General features: G+C 64.1%; 9 protein-coding genes. 5 read left to right on the top strand and 4 right to left on the bottom strand.

All coding sequences use genetic code 11. The annotated features are described in order from the left end of the window. Window positions 1-47: 47 nt before the first annotated feature. The gene (gene pdeM / locus BM177_RS01160; RefSeq protein WP_091676221.1) at window positions 48-737 is read left to right on the top strand and encodes a ligase-associated DNA damage response endonuclease PdeM; all 690 of its coding nucleotides are present in this window, start codon (window positions 48-50) and stop codon (window positions 735-737) included. A 19-nt stretch (window positions 738-756) separates the two neighbouring features. On the opposite strand, the gene BM177_RS01165 is transcribed toward pdeM, so the two are convergent. After that, on the bottom strand, window positions 757-3,462 hold the full coding sequence (locus tag BM177_RS01165) for a tetratricopeptide repeat protein (RefSeq protein WP_139223467.1): 2,706 nt from the start codon (window positions 3,460-3,462) through the stop codon (window positions 757-759). A 567-nt stretch (window positions 3,463-4,029) separates the two neighbouring features. Here BM177_RS01165 and BM177_RS01175 point away from each other — a divergent pair. From BM177_RS01175 to BM177_RS01190, 4 genes are all read left to right on the top strand, one after another. Further along, window positions 4,030-5,823, top strand: coding sequence for an acyl-CoA dehydrogenase C-terminal domain-containing protein (locus tag BM177_RS01175; RefSeq protein WP_091677397.1), 1,794 nt, complete (start codon window positions 4,030-4,032; stop codon window positions 5,821-5,823). 67 nt (window positions 5,824-5,890) lie between these two features. After that, entirely contained in the window at window positions 5,891-7,111 is a 1,221-nt protein-coding gene (locus BM177_RS01180) for an acetyl-CoA C-acetyltransferase (RefSeq protein ID WP_091676229.1), read from the top strand. Window positions 7,112-7,145: 34 nt separating this feature from the next. Beyond that, window positions 7,146-9,347, top strand: a complete 2,202-nt coding sequence (locus tag BM177_RS01185; RefSeq protein WP_091676232.1) for a 3-hydroxyacyl-CoA dehydrogenase NAD-binding domain-containing protein — start codon at window positions 7,146-7,148, stop codon at window positions 9,345-9,347. A gap of 82 nt (window positions 9,348-9,429) precedes the next feature. Next, window positions 9,430-9,699 (top strand): hypothetical protein, encoded by a 270-nt coding sequence (locus tag BM177_RS01190; RefSeq protein WP_091676234.1) that lies wholly within the window; start codon window positions 9,430-9,432, stop codon window positions 9,697-9,699. An 89-nt stretch (window positions 9,700-9,788) separates the two neighbouring features. Here the strand turns inward: BM177_RS01190 and pnp are convergent, their stop codons facing one another. The 3 genes from pnp to queC form a co-directional block, all read right to left on the bottom strand. Further along, window positions 9,789-11,936: a polyribonucleotide nucleotidyltransferase gene (gene pnp / locus BM177_RS01195; protein WP_091676237.1), complete on the bottom strand. Its 2,148-nt coding sequence runs from the start codon at window positions 11,934-11,936 to the stop codon at window positions 9,789-9,791. 374 nt (window positions 11,937-12,310) lie between these two features. Next, on the bottom strand, window positions 12,311-12,580 hold the full coding sequence (gene rpsO / locus BM177_RS01205; protein ID WP_091676245.1) for a 30S ribosomal protein S15: 270 nt from the start codon (window positions 12,578-12,580) through the stop codon (window positions 12,311-12,313). A 140-nt stretch (window positions 12,581-12,720) separates the two neighbouring features. Beyond that, window positions 12,721-13,440: a 7-cyano-7-deazaguanine synthase QueC gene (gene queC / locus BM177_RS01210; RefSeq protein WP_091676248.1), complete on the bottom strand. Its 720-nt coding sequence runs from the start codon at window positions 13,438-13,440 to the stop codon at window positions 12,721-12,723. Between the last annotated feature and the right edge of the window lies 1 nt (window position 13,441).

Below are 13,441 nucleotides of genomic sequence, written 5' to 3' on the forward strand. Positions count from 1 at the left end.
TGCGGCAAGAGTCGAGGAAGGCATCAATTGTGACGACGCCACCGCCGATGCCGCGTCAGCCCGCGGTCCTCAAAATCATGACGGTCGATTTCATCGCCGATCCGGCTGGCGCGCTTTACTGGCTCGACGAGCGGATGCTGATCGTGGCCGACCTTCATTTCGAGAAGGGGTCGGCCTTCGCGGCGAAAAAGATCTTCCTGCCCCCCTACGATACGGCGGCGGCTCTGGCGGCTCTGGCGGCGCTGGTCGCCATCTATAATCCCAAGGTGGTGCTGGCGCTCGGCGATTCCTTTCATGACGGCCGCGCGGGCGAACGGATCGCCGCGGCGGATGTTCGCGCACTCAGGCGGCTTCAGGCCGGACGCGACTGGATCTGGATCGCCGGCAATCACGACCGGATTTTGCCGTCAGGCCTCGAGGGCGAACGGCGCGAGACCCTCTCCGTCGGCGAGATCGCCTTTCGTCACGAACCGGGCGAAGGACCCTCGCGCGGCGAAATCGCAGGTCATCTTCATCCCGTCGCCAAGGTCGTCGGCCGCGGCGGCCGCGTCCGCCGCCGCTGTTTCGTCAGCGACGGCTCGCGCTGCGTGATGCCGGCTTTCGGAGCCTATGCCGGCGGCCTCAACCTGCACGATGCGGCTTTTGCGGTCCTGTTCCGCAACAACGATCATTCGGCGCATGTCCTTGGCCGCGAGAAGGTCTATTCCATTCCCCTGCGGCGGTGTCTGCCCGATTGAGCCGTCTTTGCGAGCGCCGTCAAAGCCCCGAGAATTTTGGCTTCGCCTGCGGCGCCGGGGCGGGAGTCGCGGCGGTTTCGTTCGCCGCCTCATCGACAGGCTGCGGCCGGAACGCGTTGGCCGCGGCCTTGGCGGCGGTGAGTTCCGCATTGGTCAGGAGCCTGGCCAGTTCGTCGCGCCGCCGTCCTGCCTCGGCGTCGCCCTCGTTCGCAAGAATCGTGAACCAGCTATAGGCCTGCGCCGGATCGCGCGGAACGCCGAGACCGCGCGCGAGCAGGACGGCCATATTGAACTGGCTGTCGCGGACGCCGGATTGCGCCGCCTTGCCGAACCAGAGAGCGGCGCCGGCGTAATCGGGCCGTGCGTCAGCGCCCTCGGCGGCGAGAACGCCAAGATTATGCATCGCCTTCAGGTTGCCCTTTTCTGCTGCGGCGAGGTACAGCGCCCTGGCCTGGGCCGTGTCGCGAGGAACGCCGAGGCCCTTTTCGAACAGCGCCGCGAGCCGGTATTGCGCGGTCGCCAGACCCTGCCGCGCCGCAGTTTCATAATATTGAGCGGCAAGCTTCATATCCCGCGAATTCTGCGCGATCCTGGCGCCGATCTCGAACTGAGCCCGGGAGTCAGCGTCCGACGCCCGCTCGTCAAGGCGCGGCGCGGCAGCTGGATCAGGAGCAGGATCAGGAGATGGCTTCGTTCGTTTCTGAGGCTGCGGATCGCTGCTTGCGGCGCCGGCGTCTTCGAAGGCGCCGGGGAACCTTGCAAACGCGCCGGCCACTCCGGGTTTTGAAAAGGCGGAGTTTTCCGGCGCCGCGAGACTCCACGGTTCGACGAAACGAGGATCGAGAAGGCTGCGAGCCGCGTCCTTCAAACGGCCCGAATCCGTCCCTGTCTCGGGGCGTCCTTCGTGCGACGGCGCGGAACGCGTCAAACGCAGCTTTTTCGCGACATCGTCGAGAATCGTCGAGGAAAGGGGCGGTTCCGAACGTTTCGCGGCGACGTTCGCCAGAATATAGGCGCCGAGGATCGAAAGCGCGGCGGCGAGCGCAAGAACAGCCGGGCGCCTTGGGAAGGCGGAGGAATTCGGCTCTTGCGGCGACGGCCGGGGAGCTGAATCATCGTCCGGATCCAGATCGGGACTAGCCGAGGACGGCGCCGCTCCGGGTTCGATTTGACCCAGTCGCGCCGCGCCGCGCCCACCGGAATTGGCGCGCATGGACGCCCCGCGACTCGTCGCGGAGCGACGCTCGCGCTGAGGCCAGCCGAAAGGAACCCCGGCGCCTGGCTCGATCAGGATGTCTTCGGCGCCCTTCGGGGGCGGCCGAGAGAGCCCCGGAGCGTCGCTGCGCCCTTGTCCGTCGGTGTTGAGGGCCTCGATCTGATTTTGAGGCTCCCCGGGGGCGGCGGGGCTCGACCCAAGCAGAAAGCCGATCTGTTCCCGGCTCATCAGGGCCTCGGCGGGGCGGGTCTCGAGCTTGGCTGGTTTTTCGGCGGCGTCCGCGCCGCCGTTCTCATTCAGCCGTGCGCCGAGGCGCGCGCGCAGCGCGGGTTCCTCCTGAAAGACGCGAAGTCCGGCAATCTCCTTGGCGAGCCTTGGCTCCAAATTCTCCAAGAGCCCGGGCAATCGTGTCTCGGCTCCGGTTCCAGCCTCGACTTTGGCCTCGGCGCCTTTGGGCGCACCAGCGGAGGCTGTCTCTTGATTTTCGTCGACCGGCCCCGCCAGGCTGGTCGCCGACGGACCCGCCAGCGGCGTCGCGACGCCGGCGTCTGACCGGTCGAGACGATCGCAAACCCGGGCCATTTCGCGCTCGAGCGCATTCATCGCCGCATGAGCGGACCGTGGGCCGTCCTGCCCCAGACGCGAACGGATGAGAGTTGTCAGTTCGTCGGTCTGCCGCGAGGCGGCGGCGCGACTTTCGTCGAGTCGGTCGGTAATCTCGCGCCGGAGCGCCTCCAATTGTCCAAAGAGCGCGTCGCCGGGACGAATTTCGCCGGCGGATTTGATCGATTGTTCGATCCTTTCGGCCAGAATGCCCAGCCTGTCCTCGATCCGTCGAAGGGCGGAAGGCTCGGACAAGAACCGATCATCCGCCCCCTTTCGCGGCGCTTGCGATCCGCTGTCCGAGGTCTTTGGCTCCACGTCCCGAAGATCATCCCGCCTCTGCAGGCCTTGCGCTTCGTCTGGAGCAGGCGGGTCCTGCGGCCAAAGCCCGCGCGAGGACGTTTCGGGTGGAGCGTCCTCGCGCGTCCCGGTAAGGCGCGTGTTTTCGCCCGACGCCCGAAACGAGGGCGCCGCCCCCCGGCACATCTCGTCGAGCTGGCGCGCGAGTTCCGCGATCTTGTTCTGCATCTCAGACAGGCCGGCTCCTGGCGGCCAGACCGGAGCGTTGAATTCAGCTTGGTCGATCTGCCGGCGAAACGCCGCCTCGAGTCGCGGAAGCGCAAGATCGAGGAGCGCCGAGGACGGCCCGGTCGCGCGCCTTGGCTCAGGATGAGGACCGGACGCCGCTGGGCCTTGCGGCCGCCGCTCGCGCGCAAGCGCGCGCAAGCGGGCTTCGATCTTGGCAAGAGCCTCGATGACGACGCGATCGCTGCCGCTCTCGCGAAGGGCGCCCTCCAGGGCGTCGAGTTTTTGGCCGAGACTGGCGAACGGCTCGTCGCGGCGCTTGCCCGCAATCCGGGGGCCATCGTCTCCGGAGCGATCAAGGGGGCCATTGAACGTGCTCATGATCTTGTCCGGGGCATTGTCCAAGGCGTCGTCTCAAAAACTTGAACCGGCGAAGGGCGGATGAATGCGGCCCTCTCCCGCCTGATTTTCAAAGTCTTGGGTTAACACAGCCTTAAAGGTCCAAGCCGACGCGGCCCTGACCAGATCTATGGTTACGAAGGCTGTATGATAGAAAATAACAATTTGTAGTTGAAACGCGTGTGGATCGCCTCTTTTTCAAGGCTCGGCTAAGAAAAGAATTCAAACCCCGAAGGTGAAACGACCATGATCGGCATTCGCGATTTGGCGGGCGAATTCGGCGTAAGCGCCCGCGCCCCTGCGGTTTTCTGAGGAACGCGGCTTCCAAGCCCCTGCCCGATGAGCAGATCGCAGCCCAGATCATCCACCTCGAAAGGCGGCGCCTCGATCAAGCAAAGCCGCCGCCCATGCCGGGTCAGGGCGCAGCCTCCCGACAGGCTTCGATGATCCTTGCCCGCGAACTGCGCAGTCCATATATCTCTGCCTCGCGGGCCGGCGCGGGCGCTCGCCGCGCGAACGGCGGAACCGCTCAGTTTCAGGAAGATCTCGATGCCGAGCTACAAGGCGCCCGTGGGAGAGGTTCTCTTCCTTTTGCACGATGTCTTCGACATCTCCCGCTACGCCAGCCTGCCGGGGTTCGCAGACGCGACGCCCGATGTCGTCGAAGCCATTCTGAATGAAGCCGCGAAGCTCTGCGAGCAAACGCTTCAACCCTTGAACCAGACTGGCGACCGCGCGGGCTGCGTTCGCGATAAAAACGGCGACGTTCGAACGCCCGAAGGATTCAAAAGCGCCTACAAGGCCTTCATTGATGGCGGCTGGGTTGGACTCGCCGCCGATCCCGAGTTCGGCGGTCAAGGTTTGCCCTATACGCTCGCCGCGATCGTCAATGAATTCGCAAGTTCGGCCAACATGTCGCTGGCGATGTATCCCGGGCTCAGCCAGGGCTTGCTCGCCGCTCTGCTGACGCACGGATCGCAGGCGCAAAAGGAATTATACGCGCCAAAGTTGATCAGCGGCGCATGGTCGGGCACGATGAACCTCACCGAGCCGCATTGCGGCACCGATCTGGGCCTTCTGAAAACCAGGGCTGTTCCAAACGCGGACGGCTCCTATGCGCTGTTTGGCCAGAAGATCTTCATCTCGGCCGGCGAGCACGACCTGACCGAGAACATCATCCACCTGGTGCTCGCCCGGATCGAGGGGGCGCCCGCGGGCGTCAAGGGCATTTCACTGTTCATCGCGCCGAAGTTTCTGATCGGACCCGACGGTTCGATCGGCGCCCGCAACAAGCTCGCCTGCGGCTCGATCGAACACAAGATGGGCATCCACGGCAATTCCACCTGCGTCATGAATTACGACGGCGCGACGGCGTGGCTGGTCGGCGAGCCTCACCGCGGCCTCAACGCCATGTTCGTCATGATGAACGAGGCTCGCCTCGGCGTGGCGCTCCAGGGTTTGGCGCAATCGGAAGTCGCCTACCAGAACGCGGCCGCCTATGCGAAGGAGCGTTTGCAGGGGCGCTCGATGGCCGGCCCCAAATTCCCCGAAAAGCCGGCGGACCCGATCATTGTTCATCCGGACGTGCGGCGAAATCTTCTGGAAATCCGCGCATTCAACGAGGCCGCCCGGGCGCTGGTGCTCTGGACCTCGCTGCGCAGCGACGTCGCCCACCGCTCGGGAGACGCCGCCGCCCTGGAGGGCGCCGCCGACACGCTGGGGCTGCTGACGCCGGTGCTGAAGGGCGTCCTGACCGATATGGGGTTTGAAAACACGGTCAAGGCGCAGCAGGTCCTGGGCGGTCACGGTTACATCGCAGAATGGGGCATGGAGCAGTTTGTCCGCGACGCCCGTATCGCGATGATCTACGAAGGCGCAAACGGAATCCAGGCCCTCGACCTCGTCGGCCGCAAACTGGCCAAGGACGGCGGCCGCGCAATCATCGCTTTCTTCGCGGAGATCAAGGCCTTCATCAAGGACAATGAGGCGGACGCCGAAATGGCGCCCTATCTCTCGGGGCTGAAACAGGGCGTTGACCATCTCGAACAGGCGACCATGTGGTTCATGCAGAACGCGAGGGCGAAGCCGGAGAACGCCGGGGCCGGATCCTACGATTACATGCGCCTCTTTGGCCTCGTCGCGCTCGGCTTCATGTGGGCGCAGATCGCCAGGGCGGCGCTGGCGAAGCGCGCCGGGGCCGAGGATCAGGCGGACGTCATGAACGCGAAATTGCTGACCGGAAAGTTCTTCATGGACCACATGATGCCGGAAACAGGCGCCCATCTCGCGCGAATCACGGCCGGAGCGCATGATCTCATGGCTTTGCCCGCGGAGGCGTTTTGAACGTTTGCCGGAACATTGACGGGCGTTGAGGGTTGCGGCGCCGCGTTGAGCGCAGCGGAGGAAGAACGTGAGCGCACAATCGACTGAAGCCTTCATTTACGATCACGTCCGCACGCCGCGCGGGCGCGGCAAGCCGGACGGCTCCCTTCATGAAGTGTCGAGCCTTGCTCTCGCGACCGGCGTTTTGAGCGCGATCGCGCGGCGCAACGGCCTTGACACGACTCTCGTCGACGACGTCGTGCTCGGATGCGTCGATCCCGTCGGCGAGGCGGGCGGCGACATCGCGCGTGTCGCGGCCCTCTGCGCCAATTACGGCGATGGCGTCCCCGGCGTGCAGATCAACAGATTTTGCGCCTCGGGCCTCGACGCGGTCAATTTCGCGGCGGCGCAGGTCATGGCCGGTCAGCATGACCTGACGATCGGCGGCGGCGTCGAATCGATGAGCCGGGTCGGCCTCGGCGCGTCCGGCGGAGCCTGGCCCATCGATCCCGCCATCGCGATCAAATCCTATTTCATGCCGCAGGGCGTCTCCGCCGATCTCATCGCGACAAAATACGGGTTTACCCGCGACGACGTCGACGCTTACGCGGTGCGCTCGCAACAGCGCGCGGCCGAGGCGTGGTCGAAAGGTTATTTCAAGAAGTCGATCGCGCCGGTGCGCGACGTCAACGGGATCACCCTTCTGGCGCACGACGAGCATATGCGGCCCTCGACCGACATGCAGTCCCTCGCCGCGTTGAAGCCCTCGTTCACGATGATGGGCGAACAGGGCGGTTTCGATGCGGTCGCGGTCCAGGCGCATCCCGAACTCGAACGGGTCGTCCATGTCCATCACGCCGGCAATTCGTCCGGAATCGTCGATGGCGCCGCCGCGGTGCTCATCGGCTCCGCCGGGGCGGGCGCCGCCGCGAGTCTCAGGCCGCGCGCGAAGATCCGCGCCTTCGCCAATATCGGCTCGGAGCCGGCGATGATGCTGACGGGCCCCGTGGACGTGACCAGAAAGGTCCTCGCGCGCGCGGGGATGGTTATTGGCGACATCGATCTTTTCGAGGTCAACGAGGCGTTCGCCTCGGTCGTCCTGCGCTACCTCCAGGCGTTCGATCTCGATCCCGAAAAGATCAACGTGAACGGGGGCGCGATCGCGATGGGTCATCCGCTCGGCGCCACCGGGGCGATGCTGCTTGGGACCGCGCTCGACGAACTCGAACGCAGCGGCAAGACGACGGCCCTGGTCACGCTGTGCATCGGCGCGGGCATGGGCACGGCGACCATCATCGAGCGGGTATGACTTTCAGCGGACGCGGCAGCAAGGGAACGTGACGATGAACCTGACGAATTTCCGCTTCGAGACCGGCGCCGATGGAATTGCGGTTTTGACCTGGGACATGCCGGGCCGCTCGATGAACGTCATCACGCCGCAGGTCATCGAAGAACTTGAGCGGGTCGTGGACCACGTCGGCGCCGACGCCGCGATCAAGGGGTGCGTCATCGCCTCCGGCAAGGCGGCGTTCTCGGGCGGCGCCGATCTCTCCATGTTGCAGGGCGCCTCGGCCGATTACGAAAAGGCGCTGCGCGAAAAAGGCGAGGAGGAGGCGGCCCGGCTGTTTTTCGAGGCCTCGCGGCGGCTGTCGCTCGTCTATCGCAAGCTCGAGACCTGCGGCAAACCGTTCGCCGCGGCGATCAACGGGCTTTGCCTTGGCGGCGCGTTCGAACTCGCGCTCGCCTGTCATTACCGGGTGATCGCCGACGACGACAAGGCGCGCGTCGGCCTGCCGGAGATCAAGGTCGGTCTGTTCCCGGGCGCGGGAGGCTCGCAGCGGGTCGCGCGCCTGATGCAGACCGGCGACGCCTTGCAGATGCTGTTCAAGGGCGAACAGATCCGCCCGAAAGCCGCGAAGACGATGAACCTCATCCATGAGGTTGCGCCTCCCGCGGACGTCCTCGATCGCGCGAAAGCCTTTATCGCTGGCGGCGGCAAGGGCGTCGCGCCCTGGGATGAAAAGGGGTTCAAGGCGCCGTCGGGAAAAGTCTTTTCGCCGCAGGGCATGATGGTGTGGCCCGCCGCCAACGCGATCTACCGGCGCGAGACCTACGACAATTATCCCGCCGCGAAGGCGATCCTGCACAGCGTTTACGAGGGGTTGCAGCTGCCGATGGACCTCGCCTTGAAGGTCGAGTCGCGCTGGTTCGCAAAAATATTACGCTCTCCCGAAGCCGCGGCGATGATCCGCTCGCTGTTCATTTCCATGGGCGAATTGAACAAGGGCGCGCGCCGTCCGACGGAGATTGCGCCGACCAGCATCAAAAAGGTCGGCGTTCTGGGGGCGGGGTTCATGGGCGCGGGAATCGCCTATGTCAGCGCCGGAGCCGGGTTAGAGGTCATCCTGATCGATAAGGACCAGGCGGCGGCGGACAAGGGCAAGGCGTATTGCGATCAGCTGATTTCGTCGCAGGTGCTGAAAGGCCGCGCCAAAGGCGCCGACAAGGAGGCGCTGCTTGGCCGGATCGCCGCAACGGACGATTACAGCGCGCTGCAGGGCTGCGATCTCGTCATCGAGGCGGTGTTCGAGGACCGCGCCATCAAGGCGGAGGTCATCGGCAAGGCGGGAGCCGCTCTCGGGCCAAAGGCGATCTTCGCCTCCAACACCTCGACCCTGCCGATCACCTCTCTCGCCGAAAACTATCCTGATCCGGAAAAATTCATCGGCGTGCATTTTTTCTCGCCGGTCGAGAAAATGCTTCTCGTCGAGATCATCCTCGGCAAGAAAACCGGCGACGCGGCGTTGGCTGCAGCCATCGATTATGTCCGAGCGATCAAGAAGACGCCAATCGTCGTCAACGATTCGCGCGGGTTTTTCGCCAACCGCTGCGTGACCAATTATATTCGTGAAGCGCAGCTGATGCTGATCGAGGGCGTGCCCGCGGCGATGATCGAGAACGTCGCCAGAATGGCGGGCATGCCGGTCGGGCCGCTGGCGCTCAATGACGAAGTCGCGATCGACCTCGCCTATAAGATTCTCGAGGCGACGAAGAAAGACCTTGGCGCTGACGCGATCGATCCGGCGCAGGAGCGGCTTTTGAAAACGATGGTCGTCGACCTTGGCCGCCTTGGCCGCAAAAATGGCAAGGGCTTCTACGACTATCCGGAAAAAAGGCAGAAATCGCTTTGGCCGGGCCTTGCCCAATTGCAGGAAACGCAGCTCGATCCCGGTGAGATCGACATCGGCGAACTGAAACAGAGATTTCTTGCGATCCAGGCGCTGGAAGCGGCCCGGGCGGTCGAGGAAGGCGTCGTCACCGACCCCCGCGAGGCGGATGTGGGCTCGATCATCGGGTTCGGCTTCGCGCCCTTCACCGGCGGGGTTTTGAGCTATATCGACGGCATGGGCGCAGCGGCCTTCGTCGCGATCTGCGACCGGCTGAGGGGGAAGTTCGGCCCGCGCTTCGCTCCCCCCGCGATCCTTGTCGATATGGCGAAACAGGGCGGATCATTCTACGCGACGCGGCCCGCGAACGCGGCCTGAGCTCCAGACGGTTCTGGCGCCGCTCTTGCTTGATTGAATTCGTCTGCCTGACGCAGGCGGTTCATGCCAAGCGGTTCATGCCATGTCGGACAACATCGTCAGCTTGCGCGGAAAGTTCATCCCTCCCGCCGCCGAGCCCAATGCTGAGCCCAACGCTATTGTAATCGAAGAACTGGAGCGTCTGCTCAAGGCCGCGAAAGCCGGAGAAATACGGGGTTTGGCGGGGGCCTATGTTCACAAGGACAAGGTCGTTTCCTATTCCTACGCCGGCGCGGTCGCCAGCTATGGAATGCTCGGCGGGCTCGATTGCGTCAAGGAAAGACTCCTGCGCATCGCGACGGCGCAGGATTAGTCGTCCTCAGGATCCCGTGTCGATTTTTTTGGCTTGAGCCATAAAAAAGGGCGCCTCGAAAGGCGCCCCAAATTCAGTCGGACGGCGGCTTATTCGCCGGCTTCCTGATGTTCCTTCGCGTCTTCCTTGCCTTCGAGGTCCTCGCCCGTCTTCTGGTCGACGAGGCGCATGGAGAGGCGGACCTTGCCGCGATCGTCAAAGCCGAGAAGCTTGACTTTCACCTTCTCGCCCTCCTTGACGACATCGGAGGATTTCGCGACCCGTCCCTTGGCGAGCTGGGAAATATGGACGAGGCCGTCCTTGGAGCCGAAGAAGTTCACGAACGCGCCGAAATCGACCACTTTGACGACCGTGCCGTCGTAGATCTGGCCGACCTCGGGATCGCTTGCGATCGACTTGATCCAGTTGATGGCCGCCTTGATCGAATTGGCGTCGGAGGAGGCCACCTTCACCGTTCCGTCGTCGTCGATATTGATCTTGGCGCCGGTCTTTTCGACGATTTCGCGAATGACCTTTCCGCCGGTGCCGATCACTTCGCGGATCTTGTCGGTCGGGATTTTCAAGGTTTCGATGCGCGGCGCGAATTCGCCGAGTTCGGCGCGGGCGCCGGTCAGCGCCTTCGCCATCTCGCCGAGAATATGCAGCCGTCCGGCCTTGGCCTGATCGAGCGCGACGCGCATGATTTCTTCGTTGATGCCGGTGACCTTGATGTCCATCTGCAACGAGGTGACGCCTTCCTCGGTGCCCGCGACCTTGAAGTCCATATCGCCCAGATGATCCTCGTCGCCGAGAATGTCGGAGAGGACGGCGAACCGCTCGCCCTCGAGGATCAGGCCCATGGCGATGCCCGCCGTCGGCCGTTTCAGGGGGACGCCGGCGTCCATCAGGGCGAGCGACGAGCCGCAGACCGTCGCCATCGACGAGGAGCCGTTCGATTCGGTGATCTCGGACACGACCCGGATCGTGTAGGGAAATTCCGCCACCGTCGGCAGCATCGGGCGGATCGCGCGCCAGGCGAGCTTGCCGTGGCCGATCTCACGCCGCCCGGGCGATCCCATGCGCCCGGTTTCGCCGACCGAATAGGGAGGAAAATTATAATGGAGCAGGAAACGCTCCTTGTAGGTGCCTTCCAGAGAGTCGACGAATTGCTCGTCCTCGCCGGTGCCGAGCGTCGCGACGACCAAAGCCTGGGTTTCGCCGCGGGTGAACAGCGCCGAGCCATGCGTGCGCGGCAGGATGCCGGCCTCGGCGACGATCGGGCGCACCGTCTTGAGGTCGCGCCCGTCGATGCGCAGGCCGGTGTCGAGCACGTTCCAGCGCACGACCTTGGCCTGAAGATCGTGAAACGCCTCGGCGACGCGCTCTTTGGCGAATTTCGGTTCGGAATCGGCCGGTAACAGCGCCGCGTTGACCTTCGCCTTGACCGCGTCGACGGCGTTATAGCGATCCTGTTTCGCGGTGATCTTGTAGGCCGCGCGCAAATCGGCTTCGGCGATCCGCAGCACTTCCTTCTCGACCTCCTCGGTATCGACGACGGCGAGATCGCGCGGCTCCTTGGCGGCTTTCTCGGCGAGGCGGATGATGGCGTCGATCACAGGCTGGAAGCCGGCGTGGCCCGTCATGACGGCGGAGAGAAGCGTCGCCTCGGAAAGCTCCTTCGCTTCCGATTCGACCATCAGAACGGCGTCGCCGGTGCCCGCGACGACGAGGTCGAGCGCGGAGTCCTTCAATTCGTCGATCGTCGGATTGAGCTTGATCGCGCCATTGATATAGCCGACCCGCGCCGCTCCGACCGGACCCATGAACGGCACGCCCGACAGAGTGAGCGCCGCCGAGGCCGCGACCATCGCCAGAATGTCAGGGTCGTTTTCGAGATCGTGCGAGAGCACCGTCACGACGATCTGGGTTTCGTTGCGGTAGCCGGCCGGAAACAGGGGGCGGATCGGGCGGTCGATCAGGCGGGAGACGAGCGTCTCCTTCTCTGAAGGACGTCCCTCGCGCTTGAAATAGCCGCCGGGAATACGGCCCGCGGCGAAGGTCTTTTCCTGATAATTGACCGTGAGCGGGAAAAAGTCGACGCCCGGCTTGGCCGTCTTGGCGGACACGACAGTGGCGAGGACGGTCGTCTCGCCGTAGGTGGCGAGGACGGCACCGTCGGCCTGGCGGGCGATCTTGCCGGTTTCGAGGACGAGCTTGCGGCCCGCCCAGTCGAGTTCTTCACGATGGATATCGAACATTCGTTTCGTCTTTCTTGGTGAAAGGCGAAGACGTAGGTCAAAGCAAGATGGCGAGGGGCTGCCGCGAGATAAATCCGCGAGGTCGATCTAAAGACAGCGCCTGACAATCCTGCCATGGCGCTTTTGTCTTCGCCACGTTTCAGGCCGGCGGCCCTTGCCGCCGGTTCCGTCAGTCATGCCGCCGAGGCGGCCCGGTCATTTCCGGCGGGCGATGGCCGCCGGTCTCTATATATAATTGTCCATGCCGCCACAATTGCGGCCGTGGACGCCCGGAACCCGCGGCTAGAGCTTATTCCGATTGGAAATATGCTCTAGCATTTGACTCTGGAGCGATTTCTGATCGATCGCATGTCTTCATGCGATCGGAAAGCGCTCTAGCGCCGGATTCCGAGGCGTTCGATCAAGGCTTTGTACCTTGGCTCGTCCCGCGCCTTCACGTAATCGAGCAACTGCCGGCGCTGGGACACGAGTTTCAGAAGCCCGCGGCGCGAATGATTGTCTTTCACGTGGGTCTTGAAATGCTCGGTCAGATTGACGATCCGCTCGGTCAGGATTGCGACTTGCACCTCGGGCGAACCCGTATCGCCCGGTTTCAGGGCGTAATCTTTTACGAGCGCCTGCTTGCGCTCAGCCGTAATCGACATCGGAAATAACCTTTCATGATTGAGAAAATCCGTCCGCGCGGCCAGGCAGGGATGTCGTCCAGCAGGGTTTTGCAGGCGGGAAGCGCGAGGATCGCGACAGGGCTTTATACACGAAACCGCACCGGAGGGAAGGGCGCCTGCTAGGCCGACGGCGACGCCTTGAACTCGCGCCAGCCCTTCGCCCGCAATTCGCAGGCGGGGCAGGCGCCGCAGCCGTAGCCCCAGTCGTGCCGGACCCGCCGATCGCCGAGATAGCACGTGTGCGTGGCCTCGACGATCAGCTCGACGAGCTTTTGTCCTCCGAGCGTTTCCGCCAGACGCCAGGTCGCCGCCTTGTCGAGCCGCATCAGAGGCGTCTCCATGACGAATCGCGCCTCCATGCCAAGATTCAGCGCGATCTGCATCGCCTTGATTGCGTCGTCGCGGCAGTCGGGGTAGCCGGAATAATCCGTCTCGCACATGCCGGCGACGATGTAGGTCAGGCCGCGGCGATAGGCGAGCGCGGCGGCGAAGGTCAAAAACAGCAGATTGCGGCCGGGCACGAAGGTGTTGGGCAGGCCCTGCTCGTTCAGCGTGATCTCGATGTCGTGCGTCATCGCGGACTGCGACATCTCGGCCAGCGCCTCGATCCGGACCAGATGGTCAAAGCCAAGCCGGCCGCGCCAGGCCGGAAAGTCCCGCGTCAGGGCCTGCCGTAATATCTCCCTTTGCCCAAGTTCGACCGCGTGGCGTTGTTTGTAATCGAACCCGATGGTTTCGACCTCGTCGTAGCGATCAAGCGCGAGGGCGAGGCAGGTCGTCGAATCCTGGCCGCCGGAGAACAGGACCAGCACCTTCTTCGTCGCGCCGGTTGTGGTCATG

Origin of the sequence: Methylocapsa palsarum, from assembly GCF_900114285.1 — a bacterium.
GTDB lineage: Bacteria > Pseudomonadota > Alphaproteobacteria > Rhizobiales > Beijerinckiaceae > Methylocapsa > Methylocapsa palsarum.

Bases quoted from the DNA above. Each gene is read 5' to 3' on its own strand.
- pnp (WP_091676237.1), bottom strand. From the start codon at position 11,936: ATGTTCGATATCCATCGTGAAGAACTCGACTGGGCGGGCCGCAAGCTC.
- BM177_RS01185 (WP_091676232.1), top strand. From the start codon at position 7,146: ATGAACCTGACGAATTTCCGCTTCGAGACCGGCGCCGATGGAATTGCG.
- BM177_RS01190 (WP_091676234.1), top strand. From the start codon at position 9,430: ATGTCGGACAACATCGTCAGCTTGCGCGGAAAGTTCATCCCTCCCGCC.
- BM177_RS01165 (WP_139223467.1), bottom strand. From the start codon at position 3,462: ATGAGCACGTTCAATGGCCCCCTTGATCGCTCCGGAGACGATGGCCCC.
- BM177_RS01175 (WP_091677397.1), top strand. From the start codon at position 4,030: ATGCCGAGCTACAAGGCGCCCGTGGGAGAGGTTCTCTTCCTTTTGCAC.
- pdeM (WP_091676221.1), top strand. From the start codon at position 48: ATGCCGCGTCAGCCCGCGGTCCTCAAAATCATGACGGTCGATTTCATC.
- queC (WP_091676248.1), bottom strand. From the start codon at position 13,440: ATGACCACAACCGGCGCGACGAAGAAGGTGCTGGTCCTGTTCTCCGGC.
- rpsO (WP_091676245.1), bottom strand. From the start codon at position 12,580: ATGTCGATTACGGCTGAGCGCAAGCAGGCGCTCGTAAAAGATTACGCC.